The sequence below is a fragment of the Pseudomonas sp. PAMC 26793 genome, from assembly GCF_000313235.1.
Classification (GTDB): Bacteria; Pseudomonadota; Gammaproteobacteria; order Pseudomonadales; family Pseudomonadaceae; genus Aquipseudomonas; species Aquipseudomonas yamanorum.
On the sequence record NZ_AMXG01000038.1, the window covers coordinates 408,399 to 427,224 of the forward strand.

At 61.3% G+C, this 18,826-nt stretch carries 17 protein-coding genes; 10 read left to right on the forward strand and 7 right to left on the reverse strand.

The window, feature by feature from the left end:
* Positions 1-2 precede the first annotated feature (2 nt).
* Together parC and D109_RS0119320 are read left to right on the forward strand one after the other, a co-directional pair.
* Positions 3-2,267 carry a DNA topoisomerase IV subunit A gene (gene parC, locus D109_RS0119315; protein WP_003217539.1) on the forward strand — a complete coding sequence of 755 codons (2,265 nt, stop codon included), beginning with the start codon at positions 3-5 and terminating at the stop codon, positions 2,265-2,267.
* A gap of 177 nt (positions 2,268-2,444) precedes the next feature.
* Positions 2,445-3,152, forward strand: a complete 708-nt coding sequence (locus tag D109_RS0119320) for a membrane integrity-associated transporter subunit PqiC (RefSeq protein WP_026078082.1) — start codon at positions 2,445-2,447, stop codon at positions 3,150-3,152.
* Between the two features lie 189 nt (positions 3,153-3,341).
* Here the strand turns inward: D109_RS0119320 and D109_RS0119325 are convergent, their stop codons facing one another.
* On the reverse strand, positions 3,342-4,874 hold the full coding sequence (locus D109_RS0119325; RefSeq protein ID WP_017478327.1) for an AhpA/YtjB family protein: 1,533 nt from the start codon (positions 4,872-4,874) through the stop codon (positions 3,342-3,344).
* A 134-nt stretch (positions 4,875-5,008) separates the two neighbouring features.
* On the opposite strand from D109_RS0119325, the gene serB reads away from it, so the two are divergent.
* Entirely contained in the window at positions 5,009-6,223 is a 1,215-nt protein-coding gene (gene serB, locus D109_RS0119330) for a phosphoserine phosphatase SerB (RefSeq protein WP_003217536.1), read from the forward strand.
* Between the two features lie 120 nt (positions 6,224-6,343).
* On the opposite strand, the gene asd is transcribed toward serB, so the two are convergent.
* From asd to D109_RS0119345, 3 genes are read right to left on the reverse strand one after another with little or no spacing between them, the layout of a single operon-like run.
* Complete coding sequence (gene asd, locus D109_RS0119335) at positions 6,344-7,204, reverse strand: archaetidylserine decarboxylase (protein ID WP_017478328.1); 861 nt, start codon at positions 7,202-7,204, stop codon at positions 6,344-6,346.
* A 16-nt stretch (positions 7,205-7,220) separates the two neighbouring features.
* A complete protein-coding gene (gene rhdA / locus D109_RS0119340; protein WP_017478329.1) occupies positions 7,221-8,036 on the reverse strand; it encodes a thiosulfate sulfurtransferase in 816 nt (271 codons plus the stop codon).
* A 58-nt stretch (positions 8,037-8,094) separates the two neighbouring features.
* Positions 8,095-9,630 (reverse strand): HDOD domain-containing protein, encoded by a 1,536-nt coding sequence (locus tag D109_RS0119345; RefSeq protein WP_026078083.1) that lies wholly within the window; start codon positions 9,628-9,630, stop codon positions 8,095-8,097.
* A 166-nt stretch (positions 9,631-9,796) separates the two neighbouring features.
* On the opposite strand from D109_RS0119345, the gene motA reads away from it, so the two are divergent.
* Together motA and motB are read left to right on the forward strand one after the other, a co-directional pair.
* Positions 9,797-10,648 carry a flagellar motor stator protein MotA gene (motA, locus tag D109_RS0119350; protein WP_017138472.1) on the forward strand — a complete coding sequence of 284 codons (852 nt, stop codon included), beginning with the start codon at positions 9,797-9,799 and terminating at the stop codon, positions 10,646-10,648.
* 3 nt (positions 10,649-10,651) lie between these two features.
* Positions 10,652-11,674 carry a flagellar motor protein MotB gene (motB, locus tag D109_RS0119355; RefSeq protein WP_017478331.1) on the forward strand — a complete coding sequence of 341 codons (1,023 nt, stop codon included), beginning with the start codon at positions 10,652-10,654 and terminating at the stop codon, positions 11,672-11,674.
* 60 nt (positions 11,675-11,734) lie between these two features.
* Here motB and D109_RS0119360 read toward each other — a convergent pair whose 3' ends face one another.
* Together D109_RS0119360 and rsgA are read right to left on the reverse strand one after the other, a co-directional pair.
* Entirely contained in the window at positions 11,735-12,130 is a 396-nt protein-coding gene (locus D109_RS0119360) for a type II toxin-antitoxin system PemK/MazF family toxin (protein WP_026078084.1), read from the reverse strand.
* Positions 12,131-12,430: 300 nt separating this feature from the next.
* A complete protein-coding gene (rsgA, locus tag D109_RS0119365; protein ID WP_017478333.1) occupies positions 12,431-13,462 on the reverse strand; it encodes a small ribosomal subunit biogenesis GTPase RsgA in 1,032 nt (343 codons plus the stop codon).
* Positions 13,463-13,568: 106 nt separating this feature from the next.
* On the opposite strand from rsgA, the gene orn reads away from it, so the two are divergent.
* Positions 13,569-14,111 carry an oligoribonuclease gene (orn, locus tag D109_RS0119370; RefSeq protein WP_003217529.1) on the forward strand — a complete coding sequence of 181 codons (543 nt, stop codon included), beginning with the start codon at positions 13,569-13,571 and terminating at the stop codon, positions 14,109-14,111.
* Positions 14,112-14,319: 208 nt separating this feature from the next.
* Positions 14,320-14,934 carry a trimeric intracellular cation channel family protein gene (locus D109_RS0119375; RefSeq protein ID WP_017478334.1) on the forward strand — a complete coding sequence of 205 codons (615 nt, stop codon included), beginning with the start codon at positions 14,320-14,322 and terminating at the stop codon, positions 14,932-14,934.
* Here D109_RS0119375 and queG read toward each other — a convergent pair.
* Positions 14,913-15,995, reverse strand: coding sequence for a tRNA epoxyqueuosine(34) reductase QueG (queG, locus tag D109_RS0119380; RefSeq protein ID WP_017478335.1), 1,083 nt, complete (start codon positions 15,993-15,995; stop codon positions 14,913-14,915). The genes D109_RS0119375 and queG overlap by 22 nt on opposite strands.
* 62 nt (positions 15,996-16,057) lie before the next feature.
* Here queG and D109_RS0119385 point away from each other — a divergent pair, with 62 nt between their 5' ends.
* Genes D109_RS0119385 through D109_RS0119395 form a run of 3 tightly spaced genes read left to right on the forward strand, consistent with a single transcriptional unit; the run spans position 16,058 to position 18,813 of the window.
* Positions 16,058-16,918: an NAD(P)H-hydrate dehydratase gene (locus tag D109_RS0119385; protein ID WP_017478336.1), complete on the forward strand. Its 861-nt coding sequence runs from the start codon at positions 16,058-16,060 to the stop codon at positions 16,916-16,918.
* Positions 16,906-17,376, forward strand: coding sequence for a tRNA (adenosine(37)-N6)-threonylcarbamoyltransferase complex ATPase subunit type 1 TsaE (tsaE, locus tag D109_RS0119390; RefSeq protein ID WP_026078085.1), 471 nt, complete (start codon positions 16,906-16,908; stop codon positions 17,374-17,376). Before D109_RS0119385 ends, tsaE begins: the two co-directional genes overlap by 13 nt.
* A 3-nt stretch (positions 17,377-17,379) precedes the next feature.
* Positions 17,380-18,813, forward strand: a complete 1,434-nt coding sequence (locus D109_RS0119395; protein ID WP_218187387.1) for an N-acetylmuramoyl-L-alanine amidase — start codon at positions 17,380-17,382, stop codon at positions 18,811-18,813.
* Positions 18,814-18,826 lie beyond the last annotated feature (13 nt).

The following is an 18,826-nucleotide window of genomic DNA, read 5'->3' on the forward strand; positions in this document are numbered from 1 at the left end:
GCATGAGTGACATCCTTGCAGACAGCTTAGACGGCGTTGAACGCCGGTCGCTGGCTGACTTCACCGAAAATGCCTACCTCAACTACTCCATGTACGTGATCATGGACCGTGCCTTGCCGCATATCGGCGACGGCCTGAAGCCCGTACAGCGGCGCATTATCTATGCGATGAGTGAGTTGGGCCTGGACGCTGACTCCAAGCACAAGAAGTCGGCGCGTACCGTCGGTGACGTGCTCGGTAAATTCCACCCCCACGGCGACTCGGCGTGCTACGAAGCCATGGTGCTGATGGCGCAGCCGTTCAGCTACCGCTACACGTTGGTGGACGGCCAGGGTAACTGGGGTGCGCCGGATGATCCCAAGTCCTTCGCCGCCATGCGTTATACCGAGGCGCGCTTGTCGCGTTATTCGGAAGTGCTGCTCAGCGAACTGGGCCAAGGCACGGCCAACTGGGGGCCGAACTTTGACGGCACCCTCGATGAACCGTTGGTATTGCCGGCACGTTTGCCGAACATCCTGCTCAATGGCACCACCGGCATCGCCGTGGGCATGGCCACTGACGTACCGCCCCACAACCTGCGGGAAGTGGCCAGCGCGTGCGTGCGCTTGCTGGATGAGCCGAAGGCTACGGTCGAGCAGTTGTGTGAGCACATTCAGGGCCCGGACTATCCGACTGAAGCGGAAATCATCACGCCTCGCGCCGATCTGCTGAAAATCTACCAGACCGGTAAAGGCTCGGTGCGCATGCGCGCCGTGTACCACATCGAAGACGGCGACATCATCGTCACCGCGCTGCCACACCAGGTATCCGGCGCCAAGGTGCTGGAGCAGATTGCTGCGTTGATGCAGGCCAAGCCGTCGAAGCTGCCGCAAGTCGCCGACCTGCGTGACGAGTCCGATCACGAGAACCCGTGCCGCATCGTGATCATCCCGACCAACAGCCGGGTCGACCACGAAGTGCTGATGCAGCATCTGTTCGCCAGCACCGAGCTGGAGTCCAGCTATCGGGTCAACATCAACATCATTGGCCTGGACGGCAAGCCGCAGTTGAAGAACCTGCGGGCATTGCTGGTGGAGTGGCTGGAGTTCCGGGTGCAGACCGTGCGTCGCCGCCTGCAATTCCGCCTGGACAAGGTCGAGCGCCGCCTGCACCTGTTGGACGGCTTGCTGATTGCCTACCTCAACCTGGATGAAGTGATCCACATCATCCGTACCGCCGAGCACCCGAAGGCCGAGCTGATCGCGCGCTTCGAGCTCAGCGAAATCCAGGCTGACTACATCCTCGACACCCGTCTGCGTCAGTTGGCGCGTCTGGAAGAGATGAAGCTGCGGGACGAGCAGGACGCGTTGCTCAAGGAGCAAGCCAAGCTCCAGGCCCTGCTGGGCAGCGAAGCCAAGCTGAAGAAGCTGGTGCGCACCGAGCTGATCAAGGATGCCGAAACTTATGGTGATGATCGCCGTTCGCCGATTGTCGAGCGTGCCGAAGCCAAGGCCCTGACCGAAACCGAGCTGCTGCCCAACGAGAAAATTACCGTCGTTCTGTCGGAAAAGGGTTGGGTTCGCTCGGCCAAGGGGCATGATATTGACGCCACCGGCCTGTCGTACAAGGCTGGCGACGGGTTCAAAACTGCGGCGGCGGGGCGTTCCAACCAGTTTGCGGTGTTTATCGACTCCACCGGTCGTAGTTATTCGGTGCCGGCGCATACGTTGCCGTCGGCGCGGGGGCAGGGCGAGCCGTTGACCGGGCGCCTGACACCGCCGCCGGGTGCGAATTTTGAATGCGTGCTGCTGCCGGACGATGATTCGCTGTACGTCATCGCCTCCGATGCGGGCTACGGGTTCGTGGTCAAGGGTGAAGACCTGCAGGCCAAGAACAAGGCGGGCAAGGCGTTGTTGAGCCTGCCGAACAACGCCAAGGTGATCCTGCCGCGTCCGGTGGAAGACCGTGAAGGCAACTGGCTGGCATCGGTGACCACCGAAGGGCGCCTGCTGGTGTTCAAGATCAGCGATTTGCCGCAGCTGGGCAAAGGCAAGGGCAACAAGATCATTGGTATCCCCGGGGAGCGGGTGGCCAGTCGCGAAGAGTACGTGACCGACATCGCCGTGATCCCGGAAGGCTCGACCCTGGTGTTGCAGGCCGGCAAGCGCACGTTGTCACTGCGCCCTGACGACCTTGAGCACTACAAGGGTGAGCGGGGTCGTCGCGGCAATAAACTGCCGCGCGGCTTCCAGCGAGTGGACGCTTTACTGGTGGAAACGCCCGTTTAAGGCGATATAGAGCGCCCGATCTACGATTTAACCCGTAGATCGACGCTTTCGCGCTGGAGTCATGGCGCATATTCACGGATGATATGGCCTTTCCAGCGCCGGCGTGGCTGAGCGCGTACAGGTTATTTTTGAGTATTACATTGTGGTTCGCCTTGTGGCAGCCACCTGGATGGGATGATGACTGCTCCGCGCCTTCCTTTATTTTTGTTGCTCGCTGGCGTTTTGGGCCTGGCGGGTTGCAGCACACATCAACCTGTGTCGCTGTATCAGCTGGACAGTGGAAGTCCGGCTCAGCCTGCACAAAGTGCCGGCATGGCCGTATTGCTTGGCCCTGTTGTGGTGGCTGACTACCTGCAACGTGAAACCCTGCTGCAACGTCAGAACGACGGCAGCCTGCAAGGTTCCACCGATGGCCGTTGGGCCGGTAGCCTTTCGTCCGACATCAATCAGTTGATGTTGCGTCAGGTGGCGGGCCATCTGGACAGCCAGCGTGTGGTCCTGGCGCCGGCGCCGTTGGGTTTTGCCCCGGACGTACAGGTACTGCTGACGATTACGCGGCTGGACTCGGGTGTTTCGCAGCCTGCTATCCTCGACGCACAGTGGCGCTTGATCGACCGCCGTGGCCAGGTGCGGGATAACCGCATCGTGCACCTGCAGGAAGAGCACGCCGGCAGCACCGCGTCCCAGGTCCAGGCCCAGGGTGTGTTGTTGCAACGTTTGGCTGAGCAGCTGTCCGTCGCTCTCAAGCCATTGGCCAATCAGCCGGCGGTTGCAGAGGCACCACGCAAACAGGCTCCGGCGCAGCCTAAGGCGGCGGCACCGGAAAAGCCGAAGATGCCGATGGCCGTGCCGATTCGTACGGATATGGAAGTGTTCAGGTTCTGACCTGAATACAGACCAACAAAAGGGCCCGCTGATGAGCGGGCCTTTTTTGTTTATGCGGGATCTGAGTCGTTCGCAGATCAAGTGTGGGAGCGGGCTTGCTCGCGAAAGCGGAGTGTCAGTCACCAAATGTGTTTCTGATACACCGCTTTCGCGAGCAAGCCCGCTCCCACAGGGGTTCAGCGTTGTTCTTTAGTTCTTCGCCCGCGTCTCATGCATCCGCGCCAGTTGGCGCTCAAGCATCGACGGGTAAGGCTCCATCAACCGCTCCACACAGCACGCACCCTCAGGGCTGGCAATCGGGCGGATCCGCGCACGCTGGCGAATCAGCACGTCGTCACTGATCTTGCGTTCCACCAGCAGCAGGTTGCGGCTGTGTTGCGACAAGGCCAGGGCGTCCTGGGCAATCTCGGTCAGCAGCAGATCAATCTGGCTCATGCCATACAGATCGCCGCCTACCGTCAGGCCCAATTGCAACTGCAAGGTGATGCCGCTGTCGGCCACTTCGATTTGCAGTGCATGGCCCAAGGCCCGCAGCAGCTCACCGCAGCAGATGGCGTTGGTCAGGTAGTCTTCGCCGCTGTCTTCGCTGTGGAACAGCATCAGCGTGCTGCCATCGTTCAGGGTGTGCAGCTCGCTCTGATACAGCGAGGCCGCCTGGTCGAGGCAATCACGATAGCGCTCCAGCAACTCGGTCAGGCGTGCTCGCGGCAAGCGGCGCAGCTGGTCCTGTGCGCCCAACTGCACGGCCAATACGGCGCTGTGCTGGGGCTGGGTGCTGCGCACAGGTGCCGGTTGCGGCACGGTGGTGGTTGGGGCTGAGTTGTCGCGAAGATCGGCGAATGGGTCTTCTTCGTCCAGTTCGTCTTCTTCGGCCTTGATCACATGGCGGGCTGCCGGCTTGAGACCTGCCACAGGCGCGGATTCGTCGAAGCTCGGGTCGCGCAGGTTGCGCACTTCAAACTCGGGCTCGTCGTCTTCGTACTCGGTGTCGTCGAACTCGGGCTCGGGTTCAACCTCGGGCACCACAGGCTCCGGCGCGAAGCTGGTGTGCAGCTGGCGGGCGAGGTCGCCGATTTCGTCCTGGCGGTCGGTGGCCGGGGTGTGCTCGTCGATGTCCCGCAGCCAGATACGCAGTTGCATCAGTGGCGTGGAGATATGCCGGCCCAGGCGCAGGCTCAAGGCCAGGGACAGTGCGAGCAGGATCGCGCTCAGGATGCCCATGCTTTGCAGGCTGATGGTCATCGGCTGCTGGAACTGTTGCATGTCCAGGCTGATGCGCAGTTGGCCGGCCTTCACGTCCTGAAACGTGATATTGCTCTGGTACAGGCCTTCGGCTTCACCCAGCAGGCCGTTTTTCGGGCGTTGCCCGGCTTCGGCCATGATCCGGTTGTCCACGCTATAGATAGCGGCGTGGGCCACCAGCGGGTTCTTGGTCAGGTTGTTGAGCAGCACGTTGAGGCTGAGGATGTCGTTGGACACCAACAACTCAGTCGCCGAGGTGGCGGTCTGGGTGGTCAGGCTCTCGCCCAGGGCGTCGGCTTGCTCGTGCATGGCCTGCTTGAACTGCAAACCCATCACGCAGGCGTAGATGACCAGGGCCAGGGCGACCAGGATCACGTTATGGCTGGCGATGCGTAATGCGATCGGTACACGGCGGTGGCGCAGTGCCCGGAAGATCAGCAGGAAGAAGTTATCGGTTTTTACTGGCGTGGGCCGGTTCACTTAAGCTCGGCTCTTTAGTCCGTGAAGTTGACGCGCAGTATAGCGACAGGCCCAAGACCGGCAAAGCGCTGGCTGTGCCCGATGGTCACTGAAAGTGGGTAGAATGCGGTTTTTTTCCAGCTCGGGGGTGCGCTTTGCGCGAAATTGTCCTGATTAACATCACCGGTGAGGACCGTCCGGGTCTCACCGCAGCCATTACCGGTGTTCTGGCCCAGGGTGGTGTGAACATTCTCGACATCGGCCAGGCGGTAATTCACGACACGCTGTCGTTCGGCATCCTGGTGGAAATTCCCAGCACCGAGCAGGCTTCGTCCGTGCTCAAGGACATCCTGTTTACGGCGTATAAGCTCGATCAGCAGGTGCGTTTCACCCCGGTGTCCGAAGAGGATTACCAGAGCTGGGTGGCCGGCCAGGGCAAGAAACGCCACATTGTGACGCTGTTGACCCGCAAGGTGACGGCGGAGCAATTGCAGCGTGTCAGTTCGATCACGGCTCAGTACGGTTTGAATATCGACCATATTGACCGTCTGTCGGGTCGCATGCCATTGGACACGCCAGCGGACAAGGGCAAGGGCTGCATCGAGTTCTCCGTACGCGGTGAGCCGGCAGATCCTCAGGCCCTGCGTGCCGAATTCCTGAGCGTTGCCCAGGAGCTGAACGTCGATATCGCCTTCCAGGAAGACTCACTGTTCCGCCGCAATCGCCGCCTCGCGGTGTTCGACATGGACTCGACGCTGATCGAAGCCGAAGTCATTGACGAATTGGCCAAGGCTGCGGGTGTGGGCGAGCAAGTCTCGGAAATCACCGAGCGCGCCATGGCCGGTGAGCTGGATTTCCGTGCCAGCTTCAAGGAGCGCCTGGCGCTGCTCAAGGGCCTGGATGTGAGCGTGCTGGACTCCATCGGTGCGTCCCTGCGCCTGACTGAAGGCGCTGAAACCCTGTTCGCCGAACTCAAGCGCCTGGGCTATAAGACCGCGATCCTGTCAGGCGGCTTCACCTACTTTGCCAAGCAATTGCAGGCCAAGCTGGGCATCGACTATGTGTTCGCCAACGAGCTGGAAGTGGTGGACGGCAAGGTGACGGGCGTGGCGGTAGAGCCGATTGTCGACGCACAGCGTAAGGCTGATCTGCTGCGGGAGTTGGCACACAAGGAAGGATTGCGTCTGGAGCAGACCATTGCGGTCGGCGATGGGGCGAATGACTTGCCGATGCTGGCGATTGCCGGGTTGGGTGTGGCGTTTCGCGCCAAGCCGCTGGTCAAGCAATCGGCCAAGCAGGCGATTTCGACCCTGGGGCTGGATGGGGTGTTGTACCTGTTGGGCTTCCGCGACCGCGACGGTCAGCTCTGAAGATCGTTCCCACGCTCTGCGTGGGAACGCCGCCCTGGACACTCCGCGTCCGATTTTGAGGTTGGGACGCGGAGCGTCCCGGGATGCATTCCCACGCAGAGCGTGGGAATGATCGCTAGGTCAGGCTTTCGGCAAACCCATGCCCTGGCCCATCTGCACCGGCGTTCCCGCCTGCAGTGCTTCCGACCATTTCACCTGGTCCGGCCCAAACAGCACGATCGCCGTCGAACCCAGCTTGAAGCGTCCCAGCTCCGCGCCTTTTTCCAGGTGAATCGGCCCGCGGGCAGCTTCGTCGTAGCGGAAGGTTTTCAGCTCGCGCTTCGGTGGTGTTACCAGGCCCGCCCAGACGGTCTCGATCGATGCCACGATCATTGCGCCCACCAACACCACCGCCATCGGGCCACGTTCAGTGTCGAAAATGCAGGCAACACGCTCGTTACGTGCAAACAGCTCTGGCACGTTTTCGGCGGTCGTCTGGTTTACCGAGAAGATGCGGCCAGGGATGTAGACCATTTCCCGCAGGGTGCCGGCCAGTGGCATGTGCACCCGGTGGTAGTCCTTCGGCGACAGGTAGACCGTGGCGAAATCACCGCCCATGAACGGCGCAGCCACGGCCGAATCGCCACCCAGCAATTCCAGCACGCTGAAGCTGTGGCCCTTGGCCTGGAACACCCGGCCATGTTCAATCGGGCCCAACTGGCTGACCGCGCCATCGGCCGGGCTCAACACCGCGCCTGGGGTCTGATCCAGCGGCCGTGCACCCTCTTTCAACGCGCGGGTGAAGAAGGCGTTGAAGTGCTCGTAGGCGGTCACGTCTTCAACCAGGGCCTGGGACATGTCCACTTGATAACGCTTGGCAAACCAGCTGGTGAACGCATTCTTGAACCAGCGCACGCGGCATTCGGCAATGCAGCCGGCCAGACGCGACAGCAGGTGGTGGGGCAGCAAGTACTGGCTGAGGATGAACAACTGCTTTTTCATTAACTGTCCTTAAACCTTAAATCTCAACGGGGGTGTCGGGGTGGTTGCCCCATTCGCCCCAGGAACCGGCATAACCTTTGACTCGCGGATAACCGAGCGCCTTGGCCACCAGGTAGGTGAAGCCAGAACGGTGGTGAGTCTGGCAGTGGGTGATGATTTCTTTGTCGCGGGTCAGCCCGAGGTCTTCGAGGATCTGTGGCATGTCGCGGCGGATGCGCAGTTGGCGCGCCTTGTCCATGCCGGCGGTCCATTCGAAGTTCACCGCGCCCGGGATGTGTCCGCCCTTGGCCGCGAGGACTTTCTCCCCGGAGTATTCCAGCGGGCCACGAGCGTCCCAGATGCCCAGGTCGGCAGCGCCGAGGCGGCTTTGCAGGTACTCGCGGGTGGCGGTGGGTTCTTCATGCAGCGTCAGGCTGACCGGGCCGCCGGCGCTGGCCGGTACTTCGGTGGACAGCGGGTGCTTTTCTTCCAGCCACGCCAGCAGCCCGCCGTCGAGGTAGTGATATTTCTGGTGGCCGATCACATCGAGCATCCAGATGAATCGCCCGGCCCAACCACCGCCTTCGTCGTCGTACACCACGTAGGTGGCATCCGGGGTGTGGCCCAGTTCGCCGAACAGTTTTTCAAGATCGGCCTTGCCCGGCAGCAGGCCCGGCGCCGGTGGCTGGCCCAGTTGGGTGCGTTTGGGATCGACAAAGCGTGCGCCAGGGATATGCCCTTCGGCGTAACGCGCGGCGCTGGTGAGGTCCACCAGGATCAGGTGTTCGGCATCAAGGCGACCGAGCAGGTCACTGGGCTCGATGACCAGCGGCAAGCCAGAGAAGTCAGGCATGTGAGGTCTCCTGGGCATAAAAGTTGGGCGCTAAAGGAGGGCGATTGTAGCGCAAGCTTCAGGCGCTGCGGTTGGTAAAGCTGTGCAGGGCCTTTTCGATGCATTGGGCGGTTTTGCCGAAGGCTTGCACGGTGGTTTCCGAGAACGGCCCGCTGCCCTGGTCGGCCACCATCAGCATCACCACCCGGCCATTGCAACTCAGGGAGCGCAGCAGCAGGTGTTCGCCTTTGAACAGGCGGCGCAGTTCCGGCGGCAAGAGCGCCGAGAACTGGGCGTGGTTGTCGGGGTTGAGGCGCACCTGGGCGGACTTGGCCAGCAGGCGTTGCAGCAGGGTGCTTTGTGTCGCGTCGAGGCTCATGTGGTCGGCGTCCTTGGGCAGGCCGTCGACTTGATGCACGCGCAAGGTGCTCAGGGTTTTGTCCGCCATCAGCAGCATCACCCGTTGCATTCCGCAGGCCACCAGGGCTTCCTTGGCGCAGGTGGTCAGGTGCATGGCATTGGCAAAGCGGCTCGGCTCCACCAGCAATTCGGTGCAGCGCTTGCGCCAGATCGCCAGGGATTCGGCGGTGGGCGGCGGTGCCGGCAGCAAGCCGTGGTGAACGCGCTGCACATCCCAGGGCCAGATCAGCGACAGCGCCGGGTGCCAAAGATCGCGCATCAGGGTCGTGCGGGCGCTGATCGCTGCGTGTTGGTGAGACTGCTGCTGCACTTCGGCCAACGGTTGCTGCAGGTATAGCGCAGTGAGGTATTGCCAGCGTTGGGTGTGCGGGCAGGTCCACGACTCCTGTGCCGCCAACGCCAAGCCATTGGCCAACAGCACGGTGTTGGCCGGCTGGTTCAGCCAGCGGCGCAGGTTCGGGTCGGCATCCAGCAACTGCTGTTGGCGCAACGGCTCGTCTTCGCGGGCAATGCGCAGTGCCTTGGCCAGCAACCGCTGTTCCGTCAGCAGCAATGTATAACCCTGGGACACCCAGATTGGCAGGCGCCAGGCTTCGGTCAACCCCAGGCACAGGTCCAGCAGGCGCACGCCGAACAGATCCTGTTCGACTATGCGGGCCGATTCACCCTTGTGGATCACCCGCAGTTCCCATGCTTCCAGCAGCTTGGGATAGGCAATCGCCATCGGCCACAGCGGCGAAAGAAACAGCAGGCTGCCCCAATGAATGTCTTGCCACAGGCGTGCCAAGCGGCTGGCGAACAGGCCGCTGGCTTGTTGCGAGGCGTGCTGGCTGATCATCTGCAATTGGCGCAGGGCCACGGGGATTTCATTCAGTGGCACGGAAGGCAGGCGCCGCAGCAGTTCTTCGGTGCGCTTGAGGCCGAGGCGATTGATCGCCACTTCGAGGTTTTCTGCCGGTTCCGCGAGGCTGCCGTGGGCCTGGTTGTTGGCCTCACGCATCACGCTGAGCACCAGCGCGGGGCTGTTCTGCATCAACTCTGCAATATCGCGCAACGAACTGCGGTTGTCGCCGATGGCCTTGCAGACCCGGTCGTGACTCGCCTGTGGAACAGGCAAGAGCACATCGTCCAGACGCTTTATCCAAGCGGCAAGCGTCGTGGGTTTTTGAGTTGGGACTGTCGTTTCATTTGCCATGATTGGGGCGCGATCATCACTTACGGTCAACACGCCCGGGACGGGCCGAACTGGTTTTTCGCCATAACGGGCTATAGTCTGGCGCAGATTTGCCGATAAGTAGAACAAGAGTTTTCAACTCTGGCGAATATGACCCTGAACCCGACGGCGCAAGTACTCATCCCCTATGGCTAAAATTATCGGCATCATCGTCGTCATCGCGAGCGTGCTCGGCGGATACGTCCTTTCCCACGGCAAGATTGCGGCGCTGATCCAGCCCTTCGAAGTGCTGATTATCGGCGGTGCGGCGTTCGGTGCATTCCTGCAAGCCAACCCTGGCTACATGACCATGCACGTGATCAAGAAGTCGCTGGGCATGTTCAGCTCGCGCTTCTCCCACACCTTCTACCTGGAAGTGCTGGGGCTGATCTACGAGATCCTCAACAAAAGCCGCCGCGAAGGCATGATGGCCATTGAAGGTGATATCGAGGACGCCGCCGCGAGCCCGATTTTCGCCAAGTACCCGGCGGTGCTCAAAGACGAGCGCATGACCGCCTACATCTGCGATTACCTGCGCATCATGTCGTCCGGCAACATGGCGCCCCATGAGCTGGAAGGCCTGTTCGACATGGAACTGTTCAGCCTCAAGGAAGAGCTGGAGCACCCGTCCCACGCTGTGACCGGTGTCGCTGACGGCATGCCCGGTTTCGGTATTGTTGCTGCGGTTCTCGGGATCGTGGTGACCATGGCTTCCCTCGGCGAAGGCGACCAGAAGGCCATCGGCATGCACGTAGGTGCGGCACTTGTGGGCACCTTCTTCGGTATTCTCGCGGCCTACGGCTTCTTCGGCCCGCTGGCCACGTCCCTGGCCCACGATGCCAAGGAAGAAGTGAATCTGTACGAAGCCATCAAGGCGTGCCTGGTGGCATCGGCTTCCGGCATGCCGCCATCGCTGGCGGTAGAGTTCGGGCGCAAGGTTCTGTATCCGAAGCACCGTCCAAGCTTCGCTGAGCTGGAACAAGCGGTTCGCGGTCGCTAAGCCATGGAAAACAACCAGCCGATCATCATCAAGCGCGTCAAGCGCTTCGCTGCGGGGCACCATGGCGGCGCCTGGAAAATCGCCTTCGCCGACTTTGCGACGGCGATGATGGCGTTCTTCCTGGTGCTGTGGCTGATGTCCACCGCCACGCCGGAACAGAAGATCGCCATCGCCGGGTACTTCAAGGACCCCATCGGTTTCTCCGAGAGCGGCACGCCTTTTGTGATCGACCTCGGTGGTTCGCCGCAACTGGCGCCCGAGCGCACCATCAACCCGGAAATCAAGACCGACTCGCCTCAGGAAAAAATCCCGATCGAACGCGATACCGTCGAGAGCATGGCCGACCAGGTTGAGCAGGAGCGCCTGGAATTGCTGCTGCAAGAGCTGCAAACCAAGGTTGAGGAAAACCCGCAACTGCTGAAGTTCAAGGATCAGATTTCCTTCGAGATCACGCCCGATGGCTTGCGCATCCAGATCACGGACGCCGCCAACCGGCCGATGTTCGACTCTGGCAGCGCGCGGTTGAAGCCGTACTTTGAAGACATCCTGCTGGCCATGGCCGACACCATCAAGGCGGTGCCGAACAAGATCAGCATCAGCGGCCACACCGACGCCAAGCCGTATGCCGGGCAGGGCGATTTCGGCAACTGGGAGCTCTCGGCCAACCGGGCCAATGCCGCGCGTCGTGCACTGGTCGCTGGTAGCTATCCGGACCCTCAAGTGGCGCGGGTGGTGGGGTTTGCTTCCTCGCAGCTGTTTGATCCCAAGGATCCGTTCAACCCGATCAACCGACGCATCGATATCGTCGTGCTGACCAAAAAAGCCCAGCGGGCGATTGAAGGTGACCAGCACGCAGCACCGCCGGTACCGACCCAGGGTGAGGGTGCGCCGGGCGAAGTGCCGGCAGACCCGAACGCACTGCCGCCCGATCAGGAGCCGCTGCCAGCCCATGAGCTGCGGCAGAAGCTGAACCTGTTTGATGACGGTGGAATGAAGGATCCGACTCAGCCAGCCACTGGTTCATGAGTGTTGTTTCGACAATTAAAAAATGCCCCGAACTCTCGGGGCATTTTTTTGAGCGATGTATCAGAGGGGGAGATAAGCTTTCACTCCGTCAATCACGCCTCGCATATCCTCTGCGCCCAGACGCGGTACAAAATACTCTCGCCCTGTGGTCCTGGTCTTTCTGTGCAGCTTGTCCAGTCGCTCGAAACTGACGGTGTAGATCATGTCGCATTTCACCCATAGCGCTTTATAGCCATCGGTGTGCAGTGGATTGATCCGCAATAAATGGTGCCAGTCGTACTGAATGTCGGGAGCAGTGGAGGAGATCGGGACCACTGTGCACAGTTTGCGCTTGTGTGTGGCAGTAGGCGATATGACGACGACTTTGCGGATCTTCAGCATTTCAGGAGCCACAAAGCCCCGTGTGAAGTCGCATAGAAGAACATCGCCTTGTTTAGGATGGTAGTAGAGAGGCAATCGTCGATTCCCCGGAAAAAGCAAAGCCGCCCGAAGGCGGCTTCATTCGACACGCAGTGGAGCTTGCTTCGCCCCTTCTGCGCCGCTGGATCAACCCCGAAAAGGATCCAGACTCCTGCCAGCTTGCGCTGGTGACGGAGCGAGTATGAGCATTGGGAAAATCGAATTCAAGCTGGCTTGCATCATGGGCCGCCCAGTTGCAGCGGATTCTTGATGGCTGACTTGATTTAATCAATGGGGATGGGGGTTCCGAGCCATGCTTTATGTGTGTCAAAGCATGGCACGGCCCCGATTCGCAGCTTAGTAAGTGGTCTCAGGCAAACTGGCGATGATCGAGCGATAGCTGTTCATCCGCTGCTGCTGCACGCGGCCGTCTTCCAGTGCCTTGAGCAGGGCGCAACCTGGCTCGCGGTCATGCTTGCAGTCGCGGAAGCGGCAGGTGCCGATCAAATCGTTGAACTCGATAAAGCCCGCTTCCACGTCGGCGCGGCTCACGTGGCCCAGGCCGAATTCACGGATGCCCGGGGAGTCGATCAGCTCGCCGCCACCCGGGAAGTGGAACAACCGCGCGGTGGTGGTGGTGTGGGTGCCCTGGCCGGACAACTCCGACAGCGGGCCAACACGGGTTTCGACTTCCGGCAACAGGCTGTTGACCAGGGACGACTTGCCCACGCCCGACTGGCCTACGAACACGCTGATGCGTCCATCCAGTTCGGTCTGTAACTGTTCCATGCCATTGCCGTGATGCGCCGAGACTTCCAGCACCGGGTAGCCGAGGGTGCGGTACACCGCCAGCAACGCGTTGAGCGCCGGGGCGTTGTGCTCGTCGATCAGATCGAATTTGTTCAGCAGCAACAGCGGGCGGATGCCGGCGTGTTCGGCAGCTACCAGGTAGCGGTCGATCAGGTTGGCATGGGGCTCGGGCAGTGGCGCGAAGACGATGACGATCATGTCGACGTTGGCCGCCACCGGCTTGAGCTGGCCGCGGCTGTCGGGGCGACGCAGTTCGGTGGTGCGCGGCAACTGGGCGACGATGACGCCGATGCCCTGGTTGCCGGCACGCCAAACCACCCGGTCGCCGGTCACCAGCGCAGGCAGGTTGGCGCGCAGGTGGCAACGGAACACCTGGCCGGCGTGATCGCCTTCGGTGGCCTCGACTTCGACCTGCACACCGAAGTGCGCGATCACCAGGCCCGTTTGCTCGGGGCCCAGGTCGCCGCCCTCAAGCGCTTCTACGGCGGAGGATTCACGTTTGGCGGCGCGGGCAGCGCGTTCACCCTGAATCTTTTCGATGCGCCAGTTTTGGCGACGGTTAAGCTGGCGTTTGGCCATTGGTGTTCCGTGTCGATAATGCAAAGGTTAGGTAAAACGGTCGCGAGTCTAGCACGCCCTGCCTGCTAAACTGCGCAGCTACGCCAAGGTGCCAAGGAACCACGACATGCAAAACCCACAGAACCTGATTTGGATCGATCTGGAAATGACCGGTCTGAACCCTGACACCGACGTCATCATCGAGATGGCGACCATTGTCACCGACAGCAACCTCAACACCTTGGCCGAAGGTCCGGTGATAGCCATTCACCACAGCGACGCGGTGCTGGCCACCATGGACGAGTGGAACACCCGCACCCACGGCAACTCGGGCCTGACCCAGCGTGTGCGCGACAGCCGCGTGAGCATGGCCGAGGCTGAAGCTGAAACCATCGCCTTCCTGGAAAAGTGGGTGCCCAAGGGCAAGTCGCCGATCTGCGGCAACAGCATTTGCCAGGATCGCCGCTTTCTCTATACCCACATGAAGGCGCTGGAAAGCTACTTCCACTACCGCAACCTGGATGTGTCGACCTTGAAGGAGTTGGCCGCGCGCTGGGCGCCGGAAGTCAAGGACAGCTTCCACAAGGGCAGCACCCACCTGGCGCTGGACGATATCCGCGAGTCGATTGCCGAGCTGCAGCATTACCGCAAGCATTTCATCAAGTTCTGATTTGAGTCGTGGTGAGGCGTTTTTGTGGCGAGGGAGCTTGCTCCCGCTGGGCTGCGAAGCGGCCCTGAAAAATGGGACTGCTGCGCAGTCCAACGGGAGCAAGCTCCCTCGCCACATTAGGAAGAGCTTTAAGTTCTTAAGGACTCGCCCCCTTTTGGTGCCATCACCAAATGATTAGACTGCGCGCCTCTTTGCAAGGATCGCCACCATGCTGCTGATGCTCTACCTCGTCGCCATCACCGCCGAAGCCATGACCGGCGCCTTGTCCGCCGGGCGGCGCGGGATGGATTGGTTTGGTGTGGTGCTGATCGCCTGCGTGACGGCGCTGGGCGGCGGTTCGGTGCGTGACGTGTTGCTCGGCCACTACCCGCTGACCTGGGTCAAACACCCGGAATACTTGGTGCTGACCTCCGTCGCGGCCCTGGTGACGATCTTCATCGCCCCATTGATGCGCCACCTGCGCTCACTGTTCCTTGCGCTGGACGCCGTCGGCTTGGTGGCCTTCACCCTGATCGGCAGCATGACCGCCCTGGAAATGGGCCACGGTATGCTGGTGGCTTCAGTCAGCGGGGTGATCACCGGGGTATTCGGCGGCATCCTGCGGGACATCTTCTGCAACGACATCCCGCTGATCTTCCGCCGCGAGCTGTACGCCAGCGTGTCGTTCCTGGCCGCCTGGTTTTACATGCTGTGCATCTATCTGGAACTGCCCAGCGAGCAATCAATCCTGCTGACGCTATTCAGCGGCTTTCTATTGCGCCTGTTGGCGATCCGCTTCCATTGGGAAATGCCCAAGTTCGTCTACAACGACGACGTGCACTGACGTTCGGCGTGCTGGTTCAGCGCCCATTCCACGTGTTCGCGCACCAGTTCGGACGGATATTCCCGACGTGCCTTCAACGCTTCCAGCACCGGAATGCTTGATGGCGCATTGCCCAGACCCACCGCCAGGTTACGCAGCCAGCGCTCATAACCGGCGCGGCGCAGGGGCGAGCCTTCGGTGCTGCTGAGGAATTTGTCCTCATCCCACATGAACAATTCGGCCAGCTCGGCGTTGTCCAGATTGTGCCGTGGCTTGAAATCGCCTTCATCGGTAGGCCGGGCGAAACGATTCCACGGGCAAACGATCTGACAGTCATCGCAGCCGAATACCCGATTGCCGATCATGGGGCGCAGTTCTTCGGGGATCGCGCTTTTCAGCTCGATGGTCAGGTAGGAAATGCAGCGCCGGGCGTCCAGCACGTAGGGCCCGACGAAGGCATTGGTAGGGCAGATGTCCAGGCAGGCGGTGCAGCGGCCACAGTGTTCGGTGGTGTGCGGTGGGTCGACCGGCAATGGCAGGTCGACAAACAGCTCGCTCAGGAAAAAGTAACTGCCCGCCTTGCGGTTGAGCACCAGGGTGTTTTTGCCGATCCAGCCCAGCCCGGCTTGTTCGGCGATGGCTTTTTCCAGCACGGGGGCGCTGTCGACAAACGCGCGGAAGCCGAACGGGCCGATCTGCGCTTGAATCCGGTCGGCCAGTTGCTGCACGCGCTTGCGGATCAGTTTGTGATAGTCGCGGCCGAGGGCATAACGGGAGATGTAGGCTTTTTCGGGTTTGGCCAGCAATTGGGCCATTTGTGTGTCGCCGGGCAGGTAGTCCATGCGCAGGGACACCACGCGCAAAGTACCGGGTACCAGTTCTTCCGGGTGTGAGCGCTTGCTGCCGTGGGCGCCCATATAGTCCATTTCGCCGTGGTAGCCGGCGTCGAGCCAGCGTTGCAGGTGCTGCTCATGCTCGGCGAGGTCCAGGCCGCTGATGCCCACTTGTTGAAAGCCCAGCTCGCGGCCCCAGTCTTTGATCGATTGGGCGAGGGCGGGCAGGTCGTAGGTAATAGCAGGCATGAACAAGAGAAACCGCAGGTTAGATGCGTATAATTCTGCCAGACATCGGAGCTTGAAGACGCATGCCGCAGACAAAACACGAAATACCCGACGTTCAGCACCTGTTGCCCGGCCAATTGCCGCAACTCGCTGCGCGTTCTCCGGACGCCCATAAAGGCCAGTTCGGCCATCTATTGCTGATCGGCGGCGACCGTGGTTTTGGCGGCGCCGCCTTGCTCAGTGCCGAAAGTGCCCTGCGCAGCGGCGCCGGCATGGTTTCCCTGGCGACCCGCAGTGAGCATGTTGCAGCGGCGCTGGCGCGGCTGCCGGAAGTCATGACCGTGGGCGTGCACTCGGCCAATCAGTTGATGGGCTTGCTGGAAAAGATCTCCGTGATCGTCATCGGTCCGGGCCTGGGCGAGGCTTCCTGGGGCAAAAGCCTGCTGTCGGTAGCGGCCAGCGCCAAGCAGCCACAAGTCTGGGATGCCGATGCCTTGAACCTGCTGGCGACGGGCAGCGTCAGCTTGCCGGCCAACTGCGTGATCACTCCGCATCCTGGCGAAGCGGCCCGCTTGATGGGTATTTCGACAGCCGAGGTTCAGGCCGACCGCCTTAACGTGGCGCGCGCCTTGAGTCAGAAATTCAATGCAGTAGCGATCCTCAAGGGCGCGGGCAGCTTGATCGCCCGCCCGGACGGTCGCGTTGCCCGTTGTGATCAGGGTCATCCTGCGATGGCAACCGCTGGCCTGGGTGACGTGTTGGCCGGCCTGGTCGGTGCTTTACTGGCGCAAGGCATGTCGGCATTTGATGCCGCTTGCCTGGCGGTCTGGCTGCATGCCACTGCCGGAGATCGCCAGGGCACCTACGGTCGCGGGCTGGCCGCCAGCGACCTGATTCCTGCCATTCGTCAGTTGCTGGAGGAGCAATCGCCGTGTCTGAAGTAATCCTTTTCCTGGCCGATGAAGATGCAATGGTCGTCCTCGGCAACCGTATCGCCCAGGTGACGAAAGGCTCGGGCCTGATCTTTCTGGAAGGTGATCTGGGGGCCGGGAAAACCACCCTGTCCCGGGGCATCATTCGCGGGTTGGGGCACGCAGGTGCTGTGAAAAGCCCTACGTTCACCTTGGTTGAGCCCTACGAAATCGGCGAGCTGCGCGCCTTCCATTTCGACTTGTATCGCCTGGTGGATCCCGAAGAGTTGGAATTCATGGGCATCCGCGATTACTTCGATGAGGACGCTCTGTGCCTGATCGAGTGGCCAGATAAAGGCACAGGCTTTTTGCCAAAGCCGGACCTGACCATTACCATTACCCCGCATAAGCACGGACGTCAGCTGAAGTTGTTGTCCCAGAGCGCGCGCGGCGAGTCGTGGTGCGCCGCCTTGGCATTGGAATTCAAATAATTGATGGGGTTAGGTATGCGCTTTCGCGCGTTGGTTACTGTCGTAGGGGTGTTGCTTGCGGCAATGACTTTCAATGCACTGGCGGCCTCACAGGTGAAAAGTGTTCGCCTGTGGCGGGCTCCGGATAACACGCGACTGGTATTCGACCTGTCTGGCCCGGTTCAGCACAGCGTCTTCACCCTCACGGCGCCCGATCGCCTGGTGATTGATATCAACGGTGCGACCCTGGCCGCGCCGTTGAAAGTTGCCATGGCCAATACCCCGATTACCGCGATGCGCTCGGCCCAACGTACGCCGACCGATCTGCGGGTGGTCATCGACCTGAAAAAGGCCGTGACGCCGAAAAGCTTCGTGCTGGCGCCCAACGCGCAGTATGGCAACCGGCTGGTAGTCGACCTGTTCGACAATGCCGCCGATGCCGCGCCGCCGCCTGCGCCAACCCCAAGCGTCGCGACGATACCGGCGGTGCCGGTCAACCAGTCGCAACCTCAGGTCAAATTGCCGCCACCACCACCTGCACCCGCGGGCAAGCGTGACATCATCGTGGTCATCGATGCCGGTCACGGCGGCGAAGACCCGGGAGCCTCCGGCTCGCGCGGCCAGCATGAAAAAGACGTGGTACTGGCCATCGCCCGCGAACTGCAGCGCCAGATCAATGGCATGAAAGGCTATCGCGCCGAGCTGACCCGTACCGGCGACTACTTTATTCCGCTGCGTGGCCGTACCGAGATCGCCCGCAAGAAGGGGGCTGACCTGTTTGTGTCGATCCACGCCGACGCCGCGCCTTCGGCCGCTGCGTTTGGTGCCTCGGTGTTTGCCCTGTCTGATCGCGGCGCTACGTCCGAGACCGCCCGCTGGCTGGCGGACAGTGAAAACCGTTCTGACTTGATCGGCGGGGCTGGCAACGTATCCCTCGATGACAAGGACAAGATGCTCGCCGGCGTATTGCTCGACCTGTCGATGACTGCCTCGCTGACCTCCAGCCTGAACGTCGGGCAGAAAGTCCTGAGCAACATTGGTCGCGTCACCTCGCTGCACAAACAGCGCGTGGAGCAGGCCGGGTTCATGGTGCTCAAGTCGCCGGACATTCCGTCGATCCTGGTGGAAACCGGGTTTATCTCCAACTCCAACGAAGCCTCGAAACTGGCCTCTGCCAGCCATCAGCAGGCGTTGGCACGTTCCATCAGCGCCGGTGTTCGCCAGTTCTTCCAGCAGAACCCGCCGCCGGGCACTTATATCGCCTGGCTGCGTGACTCCGGGAAGATCGCCCAGGGGCCGCGTGACCATCGCGTCCAGCCGGGCGACACCCTGGCGATGCTGGCGGTGCGCTTCCAGGTGTCTGCGGCAACCTTGCGCAGCGCCAATAACCTGAAGACCGATGAATTGAAGGTCGGTCAGGTGTTGACCATCCCGGGCACTGAACTGGCGGCGCAATAATGAGCGAAACAGT

Coding starts and splice junctions, on each gene's coding strand:
- D109_RS0119375 (WP_017478334.1), top strand. CDS start 14,320: ATGCTGCTGATGCTCTACCTCGTCGCCATCACCGCCGAAGCCATGACC.
- D109_RS0119385 (WP_017478336.1), top strand. CDS start 16,058: ATGCCGCAGACAAAACACGAAATACCCGACGTTCAGCACCTGTTGCCC.
- D109_RS0119395 (WP_218187387.1), top strand. CDS start 17,380: ATGGGGTTAGGTATGCGCTTTCGCGCGTTGGTTACTGTCGTAGGGGTG.
- asd (WP_017478328.1), bottom strand. CDS start 7,204: ATGAAAAAGCAGTTGTTCATCCTCAGCCAGTACTTGCTGCCCCACCAC.
- orn (WP_003217529.1), top strand. CDS start 13,569: ATGCAAAACCCACAGAACCTGATTTGGATCGATCTGGAAATGACCGGT.
- rhdA (WP_017478329.1), bottom strand. CDS start 8,036: ATGCCTGACTTCTCTGGCTTGCCGCTGGTCATCGAGCCCAGTGACCTG.
- motB (WP_017478331.1), top strand. CDS start 10,652: ATGGAAAACAACCAGCCGATCATCATCAAGCGCGTCAAGCGCTTCGCT.
- parC (WP_003217539.1), top strand. CDS start 3: ATGAGTGACATCCTTGCAGACAGCTTAGACGGCGTTGAACGCCGGTCG.
- queG (WP_017478335.1), bottom strand. CDS start 15,995: ATGCCTGCTATTACCTACGACCTGCCCGCCCTCGCCCAATCGATCAAA.
- rsgA (WP_017478333.1), bottom strand. CDS start 13,462: ATGGCCAAACGCCAGCTTAACCGTCGCCAAAACTGGCGCATCGAAAAG.
- D109_RS0119320 (WP_026078082.1), top strand. CDS start 2,445: ATGACTGCTCCGCGCCTTCCTTTATTTTTGTTGCTCGCTGGCGTTTTG.
- D109_RS0119345 (WP_026078083.1), bottom strand. CDS start 9,630: ATGGCAAATGAAACGACAGTCCCAACTCAAAAACCCACGACGCTTGCC.
- motA (WP_017138472.1), top strand. CDS start 9,797: ATGGCTAAAATTATCGGCATCATCGTCGTCATCGCGAGCGTGCTCGGC.